13 protein-coding genes are annotated in these 17,537 nt (G+C 68.3%); 8 read left to right on the top strand and 5 right to left on the bottom strand.

Going from position 1 to position 17,537, the window contains the following annotated elements; all coding sequences use genetic code 11:
- Nucleotides 1-45: 45 nt before the first annotated feature.
- The 4 genes from ACTJKY_RS04365 to ACTJKY_RS04350 are packed head-to-tail and all read right to left on the bottom strand — an operon-like array spanning nt 46 to nt 9,286.
- The gene (locus ACTJKY_RS04365; protein ID WP_440844440.1) at nt 46-1,539 is read right to left on the bottom strand and encodes an efflux transporter outer membrane subunit; all 1,494 of its coding nucleotides are present in this window, start codon (nt 1,537-1,539) and stop codon (nt 46-48) included.
- Nucleotides 1,536-4,868, bottom strand: a complete 3,333-nt coding sequence (locus ACTJKY_RS04360; protein ID WP_440844439.1) for an efflux RND transporter permease subunit — start codon at nt 4,866-4,868, stop codon at nt 1,536-1,538. Before ACTJKY_RS04360 ends, ACTJKY_RS04365 begins: the two co-directional genes overlap by 4 nt.
- Nucleotides 4,865-7,975 (bottom strand): efflux RND transporter permease subunit, encoded by a 3,111-nt coding sequence (locus tag ACTJKY_RS04355; protein ID WP_440844437.1) that lies wholly within the window; start codon nt 7,973-7,975, stop codon nt 4,865-4,867. Before ACTJKY_RS04355 ends, ACTJKY_RS04360 begins: the two co-directional genes overlap by 4 nt.
- A gap of 3 nt (nt 7,976-7,978) precedes the next feature.
- On the bottom strand, nt 7,979-9,286 hold the full coding sequence (locus ACTJKY_RS04350; RefSeq protein ID WP_440844435.1) for an efflux RND transporter periplasmic adaptor subunit: 1,308 nt from the start codon (nt 9,284-9,286) through the stop codon (nt 7,979-7,981).
- Nucleotides 9,287-9,660: 374 nt separating this feature from the next.
- Between ACTJKY_RS04350 and hemW the strand changes: the two genes are divergently transcribed.
- Nucleotides 9,661-10,803: a radical SAM family heme chaperone HemW gene (gene hemW / locus ACTJKY_RS04345; protein WP_440844433.1), complete on the top strand. Its 1,143-nt coding sequence runs from the start codon at nt 9,661-9,663 to the stop codon at nt 10,801-10,803.
- 62 nt (nt 10,804-10,865) lie between these two features.
- On the opposite strand, the gene ACTJKY_RS04340 is transcribed toward hemW, so the two are convergent.
- Entirely contained in the window at nt 10,866-12,065 is a 1,200-nt protein-coding gene (locus ACTJKY_RS04340) for a penicillin-binding protein activator (protein ID WP_440844432.1), read from the bottom strand.
- Between the two features lie 11 nt (nt 12,066-12,076).
- Between ACTJKY_RS04340 and rsmI the strand changes: the two genes are divergently transcribed.
- From rsmI to sucD, 7 genes are all read left to right on the top strand, one after another.
- Nucleotides 12,077-12,910, top strand: a complete 834-nt coding sequence (gene rsmI / locus ACTJKY_RS04335) for a 16S rRNA (cytidine(1402)-2'-O)-methyltransferase (protein WP_440844430.1) — start codon at nt 12,077-12,079, stop codon at nt 12,908-12,910.
- Entirely contained in the window at nt 12,907-13,260 is a 354-nt protein-coding gene (locus ACTJKY_RS04330) for a YraN family protein (RefSeq protein WP_440844428.1), read from the top strand. The genes rsmI and ACTJKY_RS04330 overlap by 4 nt, the downstream gene beginning before the upstream one ends.
- A gap of 31 nt (nt 13,261-13,291) precedes the next feature.
- Complete coding sequence (gene gshB / locus ACTJKY_RS04325; RefSeq protein WP_440844427.1) at nt 13,292-14,245, top strand: glutathione synthase; 954 nt, start codon at nt 13,292-13,294, stop codon at nt 14,243-14,245.
- A 15-nt stretch (nt 14,246-14,260) separates the two neighbouring features.
- A complete protein-coding gene (locus ACTJKY_RS04320) occupies nt 14,261-14,848 on the top strand; it encodes a DedA family protein (protein ID WP_440844426.1) in 588 nt (195 codons plus the stop codon).
- Nucleotides 14,849-15,073: 225 nt separating this feature from the next.
- The gene (mdh, locus tag ACTJKY_RS04315) at nt 15,074-16,036 is read left to right on the top strand and encodes a malate dehydrogenase (RefSeq protein WP_093298274.1); all 963 of its coding nucleotides are present in this window, start codon (nt 15,074-15,076) and stop codon (nt 16,034-16,036) included.
- Nucleotides 16,006-16,608: a hypothetical protein gene (locus ACTJKY_RS04310; RefSeq protein WP_440844424.1), complete on the top strand. Its 603-nt coding sequence runs from the start codon at nt 16,006-16,008 to the stop codon at nt 16,606-16,608. The genes mdh and ACTJKY_RS04310 overlap by 31 nt, the downstream gene beginning before the upstream one ends.
- Complete coding sequence (sucD, locus tag ACTJKY_RS04305; RefSeq protein ID WP_141988350.1) at nt 16,609-17,493, top strand: succinate--CoA ligase subunit alpha; 885 nt, start codon at nt 16,609-16,611, stop codon at nt 17,491-17,493.
- Nucleotides 17,494-17,537: the final 44 nt, after the last annotated feature.

Here is a 17,537-nt window from a genome sequence, read left to right as displayed (position 1 = left end):
CCCCGCAGAATGCTGCGGGTGGCCGCTGCCTGCCTGGGGTGCCGCTCAGCGCCCCGCGGACTGGGCTGCCTGCCGCGCCTGGTCGCCCAGATCGGCGACGGTCCAGCCGCCGCCGAGCGCCTGCACCAGCGCGACATAGGCGGTCTGCCGATCCAGCTGCGCCTGGATCAGCGCGCGGCGGGCATTGAGCGCCGTCGCCTGCGCGGTGACGACGTTGCTGTAGACCACGATTCCCGCGCGATACTGGTTGCGCAGCGTCGTCTCGGACTGATCGGCGGCGACCGACGCGGTGCGGAGATAGGTCTCCTGGCGCGCCAGAACCTCCTGCGCGATCAGATTGTCCTGCACGTCCTGAAAGGCGGTGAGCGTGACCTGCCGATAATTGGCGACCGCGGCGTCATAGGCGGCCCGCGACTGCGCCACTCGCGCCCCGCGTGCACCGAAATCGAGCAGCGTCTGCGCCACCGACGCCCCCAGGGACCAGAGCGACGCCCCGGCACTGAACAGCCCGGACAGCGAATCGTTCGAAAAGCCGCCGCTGCCGGTGAGCGTCACCGTCGGGAAGAAGGCCGCGCGGTTGACGCCGATCGTGGCGTTCGCCGCGGCGACCGCGCGTTCGGCGGCGGCGATGTCGGGCCGCCGCTCGATCAGCGCGGAGGGAAGCGCCACCGGCGCCCCCGGCACCTGCGGCGCCCAGGCGGCGCCCGCCGAGGCGATGCGGAAACCCGCCGGGTTCTCGCCGACGAGGACGGCGATCGCATCCTCATATTGCGCGCGCGTCCGCGCCTCGCCTTCGAGATCCGACTGGGCGGAGGCGAGCTGCGATTGCGCCTGGAAGACGTCCGTCTTGGCGACGATGCCCGCCTTGTACTGGTTGGAGGCGATCTCCAGCGAGCGCTGGTACGCCTCCACCGTGGCGGTGAGGCTGGCGACGGTGGCGTCGGTCGCGCGCAGGCTCAGATAATCGGTGACCAGCTCGCCCTGGATCGCGAGCCGGGCATTGGCGACGTCCGCCAGCCGCGCCTCTGCGGTGTAGCGGGCGTTGCGCAGCGTGTTGGTGAGGCTGCCGAACAGATCGGGCTGCCAGCTGGGCTGGACGTTGACGCGGTAGCTGTCCGAGCTCTGGCCGTTGATCACCGTCGCGCCCGTGCCGCTGTCGGTCGCGGTGCGCACCGAGGCGCCGCTGTGCGTATGGGTGACCGATCCGGTGGCGGTCACCGTCGGGAGCAAGCTGGCGCGCGCCTCGCGGGTGGCGGCGGTCGCCTGGCGCCACGTCGCGGCGGCCTGGGCCAGCGTCTGGTTGTGCGCATTGGCGCGGGCGATCAGATCGTTCAGCGTCGTATCGCCGAACGCCGTCCACCAGTCCGGGCGCAGCGCCCCGTCATTGGGGTTGGCGGGGCGCCATCCGTCGACCGTCTTCCAGGCGGCCGGCGTCGTGCCGGTCGTCTCGGGGCGCTGATAGGGAGGAGCAAGCGAGCAACCGGCCAGCGCGGCGAGCGCCAGCAGCGATGCGATCGAACGGAGGCGAAGGCTGGTCATGCAGGGAGCTCGCGAACTGGCAGGGGGGAGGATCGCCGGCGGCGGCGCCGCGACAGGCGATCGAGCAGGACGTAGATGACGGGCGTGGTGATCAGGGTCAGCACCTGGCTGGCGATCAGCCCGCCGACAATGGCGACGCCTAGCGGCCGGCGCAGCTCGGCGCCCTCGCCGAAGCCGATCGCCAGCGGCAATGCGCCGAGTGCCGCGGCGATCGTCGTCATCAGGATCGGGCGGAAGCGCAAGAGGCTCGCCTCGCGGGCGGCATCCTCGGCGGAAAGCCCGCGCTCGCGCTGGGCGGCGAGCGCGAAGTCGATGATCAGGATCGCGTTCTTCTTTACGATGCCGAGCAGCAGGAACAGCCCGATCAACGCGATGATGTCGAACTCCATCCCGCACACGATCAACGCCAGCACCGCGCCGGTGCCCGCCGCCGGCAGCGTGGACAGCACGGTCAGCGGATGGATCAGGCTCTCGTAGAGAATGCCGAGCACGATGTAGATCGCCACCAGCGCCGCCAGGATCAGCAGCGGCTGCGATCCCTGTTGCTGCTGATAGGTGAGCGCGGTGCCGGCGAACGCGCCGTGGACGGTGCTGGGCATGGCGATCTGCGCCTCGGCCGCGTCGATCGCGGCGCGCGCGTCGGACAAGGCCTTGCCGGGCTTGAGGTCGAACGAGATGGTCGCGGCGACTTCGGTGCCCTGATGGTTGACGCTCGCCGCGGTCGGCGCCTGGCGCACGGTGGAGATCGCCGGCAGCGGCACCATCGCGTGCGCGGTGTTGCTGAGCGCGGAGCCGGTCGACGGGTTACGCAGCGCGGGGTTGGAGGGGACCACCGCCGCGGCCGTGCTCTTCGTCCCGCTGCTGCTGGTCCCCGTGGTTGCCGTCGTGCCGGCAGTCCCGGCAGCCGCAGCCGTCGTCGTGACCGGATTGACCGGCGTGTTCACGGTGCTCCCGGAGGCGCTGACCGTCGCCAGATTGTCGTTGGCGACCGACTGGGCGGGGATGCGGATGTCGGGCAGGGCGTGGGGCCCGGTGGTCGACGCGGGATCCCAGCCAAGGATCACGCTGTACTGATTGATGTCCTCGTAGATCGTCGCGACGTTGCGCTGGCCGAACGCATCGTACAGCGCATTATCGACGTCGCGCGGCGAGATGCCGACGCGCGCCGCGGCGTCCCGATCGATGGTGAGGAAGCTCTCCACGCCGTTTTCGGCCAAGTCGCTGTCGACATTGGTAAAGACCGGGCTCTTCGCCATCGCGTCGTTGAGCTTCTGCGCCCAGATCTTCAGATTGGCGGTGCTGTCCGCCATCAGCGTGTACTGATAGGTGGCGTTGCCCGAACGGCCGCCGGCGCGCAGGTCCTGCACCGGCGAGAGGAACAGCCGGATGCCCTCCACCGGCTGGAGCGCGCGCTGCAGCCGCTGGATCACCACCGTGCTCGGCTGGCCGGGCCGCTTTTCCACCGGCTTCAGCGCGATCAGCATGAACGCGCCGCCGGCGCGGCTGCCGCCGGTAAAGCCGACCACGCTTTGCACCGCCCGGTCCTTCTTGATGATGGTCACAACCTGGGTGAGCTTGTCCTGCATCGACAGGAACGACACGCTCTGGTCGGCGCGCACGCCGGCGAAGATCAGCGGCGATTCCTGTTGCGGGAAGAACCCCTTGGGCACGACGATATAGAGGTAGACGGTCAGCCCAATCACGGCGACGAGCAGCAGCACGACCAACGGCTTCATCGCCAGCGCCCAGTCGAGCACCCGGGCATAGCCGCGCTCCAGCCGCGTATAGCCGCCTTCAAGGATCCGCGCGAAGCGGCCGGGGCACTTGGGGGCGGAGTCGTGCTGCGGCTTGCGCAGGAACCAGGCGCACAGCATCGGCGTGGTGGTGAGCGACAGCACCAGGCTGATCATCACCGCCACCGAAAGCGTGACGGCGAATTCGCGGAACAGTCGGCCGACGATGCCGCCCATGAACAGCAGCGGGATGAACACCGCGATCAGGCCGATCGACATCGAGAGCACGGTGAAACCCACCTCGCCCGCGCCCTTCAGCGCCGCCTCGAACCGGCCCATGCCCTGTTCCAGGTGGCGGGTGGTGTTCTCCAGCACGACGATCGCGTCGTCGACGACGAACCCGGTGGCGACGGTGATCGCCATCAGCGAGATATTGTTGAGGCTGAACCCGATCAGGTACATCACCCCGAAGGTGCCGAGCAGCGACACGATCGTCGCCACCGCCGGGATGAAGGTCGAGCGCACGTCGCGCAGGAACGCGAAGACGACGATCACCACCAGCACCAGCGCGATCAGCACGGTGATCTCGATCTCGTGAATCGAGGCGCGGATCGAACTCGTCCGGTCCATCGCGACGTCGAGATAAATGTCGGCGGGGATCTGCGCCCGCAGCGCCGGCAGCTCGGCACGGATCGCGTCGACCATCTTGATCAGGTTCGCGTCCGGCTGCTGGGTGATGTTGACGATGATCGCGCGCTTGCCGTTGTAGAGGCCGAGCGTCCGCAGATCGGCGACGCTGTCGCTCACATTGGCGATGTCGCCCAGCCGCACCGGCGCACCGTTTCGCCAAGCGATGACCAGCGGGCGATAGTCCGCCGCCACGCGGCCCGCGGCGTTGGTGTAGATCTGCCAGGCGCGGCCGGTCACGCTGCTCTGGAGCAGGCCTTTGGGGCGATTGGCATCCGCCGCCTCGATCGCGGCGCGGACGTCCTCCATCGAGATGCCGTAGCTGTTCAGGCGATAGGGGTTCACGTCCACCCGCACCGCCGGCAGCGACCCGCCGCCCAACTCGACATCGCCGACGCCCTGGATCTGCAGCATCCGCTGCTGCACCGAATTGGAAACGGCATCATAGATCTGGCCGGCGGTCTTGGTATCGGACCAGAGCGCGAGCGTGATCACCGGCTGGCTGGCCGGATTGACCTTGCGATAGGTGGGGTTCTGCTTGAGCGTCGCCGGCAGATCGGCACGCGCCGCGTTGATCGCCGCCTGCACTTCGCGCGCGGCGGAATCGATGTTCACCGACAGATCGAACTGCAGCGTGATCCGCGTCGAACCCAGCGAGCTCGACGAGGTCATCTCCGTGACGCCGGCGATGGTCGACAGGCGGCGTTCGAGCGGGGTCGCGATGCTCTGCGCCATCACCTCGGGGCTGGCGCCGGAAAGACTGGCCGAGACGCTGATCGTCGGCAGGTCGATCTGGGGCAGCGGCGCCACCGGCAGTGAGAAGAACGCCGCGATGCCCGCCAGTGCCAGCCCGATCGTCAGCAGAATCGTGCCGATCGGACGCCGGATGAAGGGCTCGGAAAGGTTCAAGCCCCCGCCTCCGGGCTGACGTTGGGGTTGCTACGCGTGCCCCAGCCATGCCTGGCCAGCTTCTGCTGCGCGCGATCGAAATAGAGATAGACGATCGGCGTGGTGAACATCGTCAGCAACTGGCTGACCATCAGGCCGCCGAAGATGGCGATGCCCAGCGGCCGGCGCAGCTCCGCCCCCTCGCCCATGCCCAGCATCAGCGGGATCGCCGCGAACAGCGCCGCCAGCGTCGTCATCAGGATTGGGCGGAAGCGCAGGATCGCCGCCTGGCGGATCGCGGCGACGGGGGCGAGCCCCTCGTCGCGCTCGGCGGCGATCGCGAAGTCGATCATCATGATCGCGTTCTTCTTCACGATGCCGATCAGCAGCACGATGCCGATGATGCCGATCACGTCGAGATTGTGCCCCGTCACCCACAAGGCGAACAGCGCACCCACCGCCGCCGAGGGCAGCGTCGACAGGATCGTCACCGGGTGGATGAAGCTCTCATAGAGCACGCCGAGCACGATATAGACGCAGATGATCGCCGCCAGGATCAGCACCAGCTGGTTGCCGAGCGAGGACGAGAAGGCCCCTGCGGCGCCGAGGAAGGTCACCGATACGCCCGGCTTGAGCTTCAGCTGGGCGATGGTGTTGCGGATCGCCGTGGTCGCGGTGCCGAGCGAGACGCCGGGCGCCGTGTCGAAATTGACGGTCGCCGCAGGGAATTGGCCGACATGGGTGACGGCGAGCGGCGAACGCCCCTCGCGGATCCGCGCCACCGCGCCCAGCGGCGTAGCGCCTCCCTGCGACTGCAGGTTCAGCAGCCCCAGCGACTGCGGATCGGTGGCGAGCCCCGGCACCGCTTCCAGGATGACGCGGTACTGGGTCGTCTCGGTAAAGATGGTGGAGACGATGCGCTGGCCGAATGCCGAATAGAGCGTGTCGTCGACGCTCGACGCGGTGATGTTCAGCCGCGCCGCGCTGTCACGATCGATGTCGACATAGGCGGCGGCGCCGGTGGCACCGGCATCGGTGGAGACATTGGCGACCTTGCTCACATGGCGCAGCGCCGCGGCGATCCGCTGGGCTTCGGCGTTCACGTCCGCGGTGTTCGAGCCTTCGACCGAGAAGCGATATTGGGTGGGGCCGCTCTCGGCGTCGATCGTCAGATCCTGAGTCGGCTGGACATAGAGGGTGATGCCGGCGATCCGGTCCACCGCATCCTCCAGCCGCCGCATCACCGTCGCCTGGTTGCCGTGCGAGGCCTTGAGGTTGATCAGCATCGTGCCGACGTTGAGCGAGGCGTTGTTCGACCCGTCGACGCCGACATAGGAGGAGAGAGTCTCCACCGCCGGATCGGCCAGGATCGCGCGCGCGGCCTGCGCCTGCAGCGTCGCCATATGGCTGTAGGACACCCCATTGGTGGCGACGATCCGCGCCTGGAGCTGGCCGGTATCCTGCGTGGGGAACAGCCCCTTCGGGATCACGAGATAGAGCAGCACCGTCAGCCCGAGCGTGGCGATCGCGACGAGCAGCGTGGCGAAGCGGCGGCGCAGGACGAAGTCGAGCCCGGTCTCGTAGCGGCGCTCCACCCAGCCGAACAGCGCGGCCGAGCGTTCGGCGACGCGGCTGGGCTTTTCCTCATTGGGGCGCTTGAGCCAGCGTGCCGACAGCATCGGCGTCAGGGTCAGCGAGACGACCGCGGAAATCAGGATGGTCACCGCCAGCGTCACGGCGAATTCGCGGAACAGCCGGCCGACGATGTCACCCATGAACAGGAGCGGGATCAGCACCGCGATCAGGCTGACCGTCAGCGAGATGATGGTGAAGCCGATCTCGCCCGCGCCCTTCAGCGCCGCCTCGAACGGCGCCATGCCGTCCTCGATATGGCGCTGGATGTTCTCGATCATCACGATCGCGTCGTCGACGACGAAGCCGGTCGCGATGGTCAGCGCCATCAGCGAGAGATTGTCGAGGCTGAAGTTGAGGAGGTACATCACCCCGAAGGTGCCGATCAGACTGATCGGCACCGCGAGCCCCGCCACCAGCGTCGCGCGGCCGGAGTGCAGGAAGAAGAAGATCACCAGCACGACCAGCGCGACCGCGAGCACCAGCTCGAACTCGACATCGTGGACCGAGGCGCGAATGCCGGTGGTGCGATCGGCCAGCACCTCGGCATGGAGCCCGGCGGGCAGGCTCTTCAGCAGCTCGGGCAGCTGGCGCTTGATCGCGTCGGTGGTGGCGATGACGTTGGCGCCCGGCTGGCGCTGGACGTTGAGGATGATTGCCGGCGTCGCGTTGGCGAGCGCGCCCAGCCGGCTGTTCTCCGCGCCTTCCACCACCTCGGCCACGTCGGACAGGCGCACGGGTGCGTTGTTCTGGTAGCTGACGATCAGGCTCTTATAGTCGTCGACCGTCTCGAGCTGATCATTGGCGTTGATCTGGTAGGAGCGGTTGGGGCCGTCGAAACTGCCCTTGGCCGAATTGGCATTGGCATTGCCGATCGCGGTGCGGATCTGGGCGAGGCTGAGGCCGTAGCTGGAGAGCTTCTGGGTATCGGCGCGGATCCGCATCGCCGGCTTCTGCCCGCCGGCCAGCCCAACCAGGCCGACGCCGGTGATCTGGCTGATCTTCTGCGCCAGCCGCGTATCGACCAGCGACTGGACCTGGGTGAGCGGCATCGTGTCCGAGGTGATCGCCAGCGTGAGGATCGGCGCATCGGCGGGGTTCACCTTGGCATAGACCGGCGGCGCGGGCAGATCGGCCGGCAGCAGCGCCTGCGAGGCGTTGATCGCCGCCTGCACTTCCTGCTCGGCGACGTCGAGCCCGGTCGACAGGTTGAACTGCAGCGTGATCACCGACGCGCCCGAAGAGCTGGTCGATTCCATCCGCGTCAGGCCCGGCATCTGGCCGAACTGGCGCTCGAGCGGGGCGGTGACGGTCTGGGTCATCACCTCCGGGCTGCCGCCGGGATAGAGGGTGCTGACCTGGATCGTCGGATAGTCGACCTCGGGCAGCGCCGAAAGCGACAGGCCGTTGAAGCCGACCAGCCCCGCCAGCACGATCGCGACCATGAACAGCGCGGTCGCGACCGGGCGGAGGATGAAGATGCGCGACGGACCCACCGGTCAGCCCTGGCCGCCGCTGCGCCGCCGTTTGCCGCCGCCCTGCCCGTCCCGCGCCGGCGGGGCATCGCCGGGCAGCGCGACCTTGGCACCCTCGTTCAGCCGGTCTGCACCGTCGGTCACGACCGTGTCGCCGATGGCAAGGCCGTCGGTGATCTGGGTCTTGTCCGCCACGGCGACACCCAGCTTCACCTTGCGCTCGGTGACGGTGCGACCGGGCTTGAGCAGCCAGACGAAGGGGCCATCGGGGCCGGACTGGATCGCGGCGGGCGGCACCGTCACGGCCTTCTGCACCGTCTCGATGGTCAGGCGCACGTTGACGAACTGGCTGGGGTAGAGCTGGAAGCCGGCATTGGCGAAGCGCGCCTTGCCCTTGATCGTGCCCGTGCTGGTGTCGACACGGTTGTCGAGCGTCGAGAAATTGCCGGTGTCGAGCGTCTTGGTGCGGGTGCTGTCCAGCGCGATCGCCGGGATCTGCGCGCCCTGCGCGATGCGCTTCTGGATCTCGGGCGCCTGCTGCTGCGGTATCGCGAACTCGACGTCGATCGGCTGGAGCGTGGTGACGACGACGATGCCGTTGGTATCACCCGCGCCGATATAATTGCCGATATCGACCACCTTCAGGCCGGCGCGCCCGCTGACCGGCGAGACGATGCGAGTATAGCCGAGGTTGATCTGCGCCTGCTGCACCGATCCGCGATCGGCGAGCACGGTGCCCTCCAGCTGGTGGACCAGCGCCGCCTGCGTGTCGCGATCCTGCCGCGCGATCGAGTCCTGCGCGAGCAGCGTATTGTAGCGGGCGAGCTGGAGCCGCGCATTTTCGAGCTGTGCCTGGTCGCGGGTGAGCGCGCCACGCGCCTGCAGCAACGCTGCCTGATAGGGGCGCGGATCGATCACCGCGAGCGCCTGCCCCTTCTGGACGAGCTGGCCTTCGCGGTAGAGCAGCTGGACGATCGTGCCGGAAACCTGCGGCCGCACCGTGACGGTCGCCGCCGGGGTCACCGTGCCGAGCGCCTCGACCTGCACCGGCAGATCGGCCAGCGCCGCCTTGGCCGTGCCCACCGTGGTCGGCGCCGACATGCCGCCGCGTCGGCCACCCCCGCCGCCGCCACCACCAGGACGCCCGCCACCCTGCTTGCCGGCGGAGGAGCCGCTGCCCTGAGACAGCATCACCGCCAGCGCGACCAGCGCGACGACCGCGACGATCCCGACGATCCAGCTGATCAGGCGGGCCCGGGGGGACAGGGTGCGCCGTTCGACGACCTCACTCCCCTGGTGCTGCGCGGCGAAATGCGGGTCGTTTCCATTCATCCTGTTCTCGTCCATTCGCATGCGCAGCGCGCTAATCCGTAGCCTTATAGAGCCGGCCCCGTGCCGGCCTCGCAAACCGAAACGACACGGGGACTCATGGGCGGCATGCGGGGGTACCGCATGTTCGACCTCCCTAGGCGCGGTTTGTCGCAAAACTTTGTCGCAGTCAGATTACCGGCCGCGCGGTCGGCTGCCTTATGCCCGCCCCTTTCTTGCACGATCCCGCTGCGCGCCGCGCCCTCCGCGAGCCCGCCAACCCGCTCGCATTTTCGGGCCCGAGCCCTATGTAGGAGAGGGATCGAGGCAGGAGCGGCCGCGCCCGATTTCGCCCAGCCTCGCCACCAGTTGATCAAGAACTGCCCAGTTTGCACGCCATGACAGACGATCCCGCCCCCCTCGCACTCTATGTGCATTGGCCGTTCTGCGTGTCCAAATGCCCCTATTGCGACTTCAACAGCCATGTTCGCGAAAGTGTCGACCAAGCGCGGTGGCGCGATGCGCTGCTGACCGATCTCTCGCATGAAGCGACGGCGCTGCCGGGGCGACGGCTGGGATCGATCTTCTTCGGCGGCGGCACGCCCTCGCTGATGCCGCCCGAGACGGTGGCCGCGATCATCGACGCAGCCGCCAAGGCCTGGACGTTCGAGGACGGCATCGAGATCACGCTGGAGGCCAATCCCTCCTCGGTCGAAGCCGCACGCTTTGCCGACATTGCGCGCGCGGGCGTGAACCGCGTGTCGCTGGGATTGCAGGCACTCGACGACGACGCGCTGGTGTTCCTCGGCCGCGCGCACGGTGTCGACGAAGGGCTCGCGGCGCTGGCCACGGCGCAGGCGGCGTTCGAGCGCGTGAGCTTCGACCTGATCTATGCGCGCCCGGGCCAGTCGCTCGACGCTTGGGAGGCCGAACTGCGCCGCGCGATCGGCTTCGGCACCGAGCATCTGTCGCTCTACCAGCTGACCATCGAGCCCGGCACGCGCTTCGCGACGCTGGCCGCCAAGGGCCAGCTCACCGTTCCCGATGCCGATATGGGCGCCGACCTGTTCGAGATGACGCGGGCGATCACCGCCGCGGCGGGACTGCCCGCCTATGAGATTTCCAACCATGCCCGCGCGGGCGCGGAGAGCCGCCACAACCTCACCTATTGGCGCTACCGTGATTATGCGGGCGTCGGGCCCGGCGCGCATGGCCGGCGCGGGGGCCTCGCGACGCTGCGGCACAAGAAGCCCGAGAACTGGCTGGCGGCGCTGGACCGCAACGGGCACGGGATGGAGCGCGAGGACAGGCTCGACCCCGCCGATCGCGCGATCGAGGCGCTGCTGATGGGGCTGCGGATCGGCGAAGGCGTCGATCTCGATCGCATCGCCGTGCTGGCGGACGGGACGCCGCCGATCGACGCCAGGGCGCTAGAGCGTATCGTGCAGCAAGGGCTGGCCGAGCGCGACGGCACAAGGCTGCGGGTTACCGAGGCGGGCATGCCCGTGCTCGAAGCGATCCTGCGCGAGATCGTGGTCTAGAAATCCAGCAAGTCCTCCTCCCGGCCGAAGCCAGGAGGAGGACTTGCTGGAGCGACCTCGCCTCAGTTGGCGCTGGCGGGCGCCGCCGACACGGTCACGATCGATCCGTCGCGCACTTCCTGCACCTCCAGCGCGCGCGCGGCGACGCCGTCGCGGCCGAAGCGGAAGGCGCCGTCGACACCGCCGAAATCGTGGTCGACGAGCATCGAGGCCGGGAAGTCCGTATTGTTCTTCCAATCGCGGGCGATCCGCACGGTCAGCAGCACCGCGTCATAACCGAGCGCCGACAGCCGATACGGCGCCGCGCCGAAGCGGTTGCGGTACTTCACCGCGTACTGCCGGTAGACGCCGTCGGGCACGCTAGCGAACCAGGAGCCGTTGAGCACCGGGCGGCTGGCGATCGCCGAATCGGTGTTCCACAGCTCGGTACCGAGCACCCGCGCCGCCTTGCCCGCGCCCGAGCGGCGGATCGCCGGCACCGCGAGCGTCGCCGAGCCGGCGCTGCCCGCAATCAGGATCGCCTGGTAGGGCACGCCCGACAGCTTGGCGATCGCGGCGTTCATCGAACCCGGCCGCGCGTCGTAATTCTGCATCGCCAGCACCTTGCCGCCGGCGCTCTCCACCGCGCGGAGGAAGGCGGTCGAGCTGCGCTGGCCATAGACGCCCGAGGGGATCAGCCCCGCATACTGGGTGATGCCGTTGCCCTTGGCATAGTCGACCACGCGGTCGATCGACTGGCTGGGCGAATAACCGAGCAGGTAGACGCCGTTCCCTGCCGCGCTGGCATCGTTGGAGAAGCTGAGCACCGGCACCCGCGCCTTGCGCGCGATCGGCGCCACCGCGCGGGCATCTTCGCCGAGCAGCGGGCCGAGGATCAGCTTGTTGCCTTCGGCCACGGCGCGTTCGGCCGCAGCGATCGCCCCGCCGGGACCGGCGGTGTCGTAGCTGGTGATGCGGATCGCATCGGTGTTGGTGTCGAGGATCGCCAGCTGCGTCGCGTTCTGCAGCGAGCGGCCGAGCCCGGCATTGGTGCCGGTCAGCGGCACCAGCAACGCCACGCGGTGACGCGCGACGTCCTGCGGCAGCCCCTGCTGGATCGGCGTGCTCGGCCGCTCGGCCGGGCGCTCGGCCGGCGCGGTCGGCGCGGTCGGCGGACCGCCGCGCGGCGCGACGCAGGCGCTGGCCAGCAGGGCGAGACCGGTCACGGCCAAACGAAGGGACGCGACGCGTCCCGGTTGCGATTTGCCGCTGCCCTCTGCCATGACACTCCCCGATGGAAAACACGCTTGCGCCCGGCCTCTATATCGTCGCCACCCCGATCGGCAATCTCGGTGACCTGTCGCCGCGCGCCAGCATGATACTCTCACAAGCCGATGTGGTTGCAGTGGAAGACAGCCGCGTGACCGCCGGGCTGCTCCGCCACATCGGGGTAAAGCGGCCGATGCAGCCCTATCACGACCATAATGCCGATGCGGTGCGCCCCGGCCTGATCGCGCGGATGGGCAGCGAGGCAGTGGCGCTGGTCTCCGATGCGGGCACGCCGCTGATCTCCGATCCCGGCTACAAGCTGGTCCGCGACGCCCGCGCGGCGGGCCACACCGTGTTTACGATTCCCGGCCCCTGCGCCGCGATCGCCGCGCTGACGCTTGCCGGGCTGCCGACCGATCGCTTCTTCTTCCTCGGCTTTCTGCCGAGCAAGGCACATGCGCGGGCGGAAGCCATTGCAGAGGTCGCCGCGATCAAGGCGACGTTGGTGCTGTACGAGTCGGGGCCCCGCCTCTCCGCCTGCTTGTCGGCGCTCGCCGAGGGGCTGGGCGATCGCGAGGCAGGCGTTGCGCGCGAGATCACCAAGAAATTCGAGGAATGCGTGACCGGCACCCTCTCCACCCTCGCCGCCCGCTATGCCGAGGCGCCGCCCAAGGGCGAGATCGTCATCATCGTCGGCCCGCCGGGCGAGGCACCGCCGGCGACGCTGGAGGACGGCGAAGCGGCACTGGTGGAGGCACTCACCCGCCTACCCGCCTCCAAGGCCGCGGGCGAGGTCGCCAAGAAGCTGGGGCTGGACCGCAAGGCGCTCTACGCCCGCGCGATGGAATTGAAGGGGTGAGGGACCGCCGCGCCGCCGAACTGCGTGGCCGCGACGGCGAGCGGCGCGCGGCCTGGTGGCTGTGGCTGCGCGGCTGGCGGATTCTCGATCAGCGGGTCCGCACGCCCGCCGGCGAAGTCGACATCGTGGCACGGCGCGGCAGCCTGGTGGCCTTCGTCGAAGTGAAGACGCGAAAGTCCGCCGCCGAACTCGATTATGCGATCGACGCGCGCCGCCTCGCCCGCGTCGCCGCCGCGGCGGAACTGCTGATGCCGCGCTATGCCGGGCCCGGCGACGATATCCGCGTCGACGTGATCCTCATTGCCCCGCGGACGCTGCCTCGCCATATCGAGAACGCCTGGATCGGGTGACCTAGCCCGGCAAGACACCCAAGGAGGCCGCATGCTTACCGTCGCCGTGCAGATGGACCCGCTCGATTCGATCAACATCGCCGGCGATTCGAGTTTCGCGCTGATGCTCTCCGCCCAGGCACGCGGGCACAAGCTGTTCCACTATGCCCCCGAGGACCTGAACTACAGCGCCGGTCGCGTCTGGACCAAGGCGCATCCGGTGACGGTGCAGCGCGTGGCGGGCAATCACTTCAGCTTCGGCGATCCGGTGAAGCTGGATCTCGGCGACGAGGCAGACGTGGTGCTGATGCGCCAGGACCCGCCCTTCGATCTCGGCTACATCACCGCGACCCACCTGCTCGAGCGCATCGCCGACCGCACCCTGGTGGTCAACGACCCCGCCCAGGTCCGCAACGCGCCCGAAAAAGTGTGGGTGCTCGATTTCGCGCAGTTCATGCCGCCGACGCTCGTTACCCGCTCGGTCGACGAGGCCAAGGCGTTCCTGGCCGAACATGGCGAGATCGTCGTCAAGCCGCTGCACGGCAATGGCGGCAAGGCGATCTTCAAGATCGGCCGCGACGGCGCCAACCTCTCCTCGCTGATCGAGGTGTTCAACACCGCCTATCGCGAACCGCACATGGTGCAGGCCTTCCTCCCCGACATCGTAAAGGGCGACAAGCGCATCGTGCTGGTCGACGGCGAAGTGGCGGGCGCGATCAACCGGCTGCCCGGCGAGGGCGAGATCCGCTCCAACCTCGCGGTCGGCGGATCGGCGGCGAAGACCGCGCTGACCGACAAGGAGAAGGAAATCTGCGCCGTGCTGGGACCCGAACTCAAGAGGCGCGGGCTCCTTTTCGTGGGTATCGACGTTATCGGCGGGCAATGGCTGACCGAAATCAACGTCACCTCCCCCACGGGCATCGTCGCGATCGACCGGTTCAACGGCACCGACACGGCGGGCATGATCTGGGATGCGATCGAGGCCCGGGTGGCCGCGCGCGCCTGATCGGGGCCTGACGCGATGGGTGTGATCCTCGGCTGGGGCTATTGGGGCATCTTCCTGCTGATGGTGCTGGAGAACGTCATTCCTCCGGTCCCGTCCGAGGCGATCATGGGCATGGCCGGCATCGGCGCAGCGCGCGGGCATTTCGATCCGGTGGCGCTGGTGGTGGTCGGTACGCTCGGTACCGTGCTCGGCAATCTCTTCTGGTGGGAGATCGGGCGGCGGCTCGGCTATGAGCGGCTGCAGCCCTTCGTCGCGCGCTGGGGCCGCTGGCTCACCGTCGAGTGGCACGATGTCGAGCGGTTCAAGGGCTATTTCGACCGCTGGGGCGGCCCCACCATCTTCGTTTTCCGCTTCATGCCGTTCGGCCGCACGATCATCTCGCTGCCCGCCGGGCTGATGCACATGCCCTTCTGGAAATTCTGCCTCTACACCGCGGCGGGCAGCGCGCTGTGGAACGCCGCACTGGTCGGCGTCGGCTACGGCCTGGGCGCGGCGATCACCGAGATCGACCGGTTCATCACCCCCGCGATCGTGATCGGCGTGGTGGCGATGCTGATCTTCTATATTTGGCGTGTACTTACCTGGAAGCCTCGCGCCGCCTGAGCGGCAGCAAAGAGCGCTCCCCGGCCTCGCTTGCCCCGGCATCGAAGGACCCGCGGAAATCTGCGCAAATCGGCCGCTATTGCTCTTGCGAACAAATTGCAAAGATATTCCTGCCCCCACACCGAATCCCGGGTTGCAGCCTCGCTATTATAGGCCTATCCCGCCCTCGCTTTCGCGGCGCATGTTCACGCGACCGCTTTGCTTGGAACCAACCAAGGAGATTCCATGGCCCGCAAGAAGATCGCGCTGATCGGCTCCGGCATGATCGGTGGCACGCTCGCGCACCTCGCCGCCATCAAGGAACTGGGCGACATCGTCCTGTTCGACATTGCCGAGGGTACCCCGCAGGGCAAGGCGCTCGACATCGCGCAGTCCGGCCCGGTCGAAGGCTTTGACGCAAACCTCAAGGGCGCCAACAGCTACGAAGACATCGCAGGCGCCGACGTCTGCATCGTCACCGCCGGCATCCCGCGCAAGCCGGGCATGAGCCGCGACGACCTGCTCAAGACCAACCTCGGCGTAATGAAGGCCGTGGGCGAAGGCATCGCCGCGCACGCGCCCGACGCGTTCGTGATCTGCATCACCAACCCGCTCGACGCGATGGTTTGGGCGCTCCGTGAGTTCTCGGGCCTGCCGCACCAGAAGGTCGTCGGCATGGCCGGCGTGCTCGACTCGGCACGCTTCCGTCACTTCCTCGCCGAAGAGTTCAACGTCTCGGTCGAGGACGTCACCGCCTTCGTGCTCGGCGGCCACGGCGACACCATGGTCCCGGTGATCGAATATTCGACCGTCGCCGGCATCCCGGTGCCCGACCTGATCAAGATGGGCTGGTCCACCCAGGAGCGCATCGACGCCATCGTCGCGCGCACCCGTTCGGGCGGCGGCGAGATCGTCGCGCTGCTCAAGACCGGCTCGGCCTTCTATGCTCCCGCCACCAGCGCGATTGCGATGGCCGAGAGCTATCTGAAGGACAAGAAGCGCCTGCTTCCCTGCGCCGCGCACCTCACCGGCCAGTACGGCGTCGACAACATGTATGTCGGCGTGCCGATCGTGATCGGCAAGGACGGCGTCGAGCGCATCGTCGAGATCGAGCTGAACCCCACGGCGAAGCAGAATTTCGATGTTTCGGTCGACGCGGTCAAGGAACTGGTCGCGGCATGCAAGTCGATCGACTCCTCGCTCGCCTGATCCTTCCCGCGCTCGTCGCGGTGCCGGGCGTCGCTTCCGCACAGGAAGCGATCGCCACGGCACCGACCGAGCCGGTGGCGCTGTTCCGTGCGGTATGCATGGGCGGCAGCGCCCGGTTGACTCGCGGCATGGCCGAACCGGCAACCTATGCGACGCTGCCGCTGCCTGCGCAGCGCGCGATCGGCATCGGCGCCGCTGCGACCGAGAATGCCGCCGATGCGCTGAAGACGCCCGCCCCCGAACCGGCCAAGGTGCCCAACAGCATCTACCGCATCGCCGGCGGCAACACCTATCTGTTCGTACCCAAGGCCGGCACCGGCACGGGTACGCTCGCCGAATCCTGCATGGTCCTGTGGATCGGCGGCGGCGACGATTATCTCGCGGCCCGCAAGATCGTGCTGCCGAGCGAGGAAAAGGTGCCGCTCTATGCGCGCCCCGAATCCAAGCCCGATCGCGCGACCTTCACGGCCGCTTCGTTCGGAACGACGCAATATTCGCTCGCCACGTTCGGCGGCTGGATTGCGCTGCGCTCCTTTACCCCTCCTCCCAGCGACCCGGAAAAGGCGAACTGAATGAGCATCCTCGTCGACAAGAACACCAAGGTCATCGTCCAGGGGATGACCGGTGCCACCGGCACGTTCCACACCGAGCAGGCGCTTGCCTATGGCACGCAGATGGTCGGCGGCGTCACCCCCGGCAAGGGCGGTAGCACGCATATCGGCCTGCCCGTGTACGACACGGTCGCCGAAGCCAAGTCGAAGACCGGCGCCGACGCCAGCGTGATCTACGTGCCGCCCCCCTTCGCGGCGGATTCGATCCTTGAGGCGATCGACGCCGAGATCCCGCTGATCGTCGCGATCACCGAAGGCATTCCGGTGCTCGACATGGTCAAGGTGAAGCGCGCGCTCTCCGGCTCCAAGTCGCGCCTGATCGGCCCGAACTGCCCGGGCGTGCTGACGCCGGGCGAGTGCAAGATCGGCATCATGCCGGGCTCGATCTTCTCCAAGGGCTCGGTGGGCGTCGTGTCGCGCTCGGGCACCCTCACCTATGAGGCAGTGTTCCAGACCACCAATGCAGGCCTGGGCCAGACCACGGCCGTCGGCATCGGCGGTGACCCGGTCAACGGCACCAACTTCATCGACGTGCTCGAGCTGTTCCTCGCCGACGAAGCCACCCAGTCGATCATCATGATCGGCGAGATCGGCGGCTCGGCGGAAGAAGAAGCCGCCCAGTTCCTGATCGACGAGGCCAAGCGTGGCCGCAAGAAGCCGATGGCCGGCTTCATCGCGGGCCGCACTGCCCCTCCGGGCCGCCGCATGGGCCATGCCGGCGCGATCGTCTCGGGCGGCCAGGGTGGCGCCGAGGACAAGATCGCGGCGATGGAAGCCGCCGGCATCCGCGTCTCCCCCAGCCCCTCGCTGCTCGGCGAGACGCTGCTGGAAGCGCTGAAGGGCTAAACTGCAACGGTAGCGCTCCTATATAGGTGGGGATGGGAGCGCTA

Source organism: Sphingomonas sp. 22176 (assembly GCF_052045505.1).
Taxonomy (GTDB): Bacteria; Pseudomonadota; Alphaproteobacteria; order Sphingomonadales; family Sphingomonadaceae; genus Sphingomonas.
This window is presented reverse-complemented; position numbering and strand designations above follow the sequence as displayed.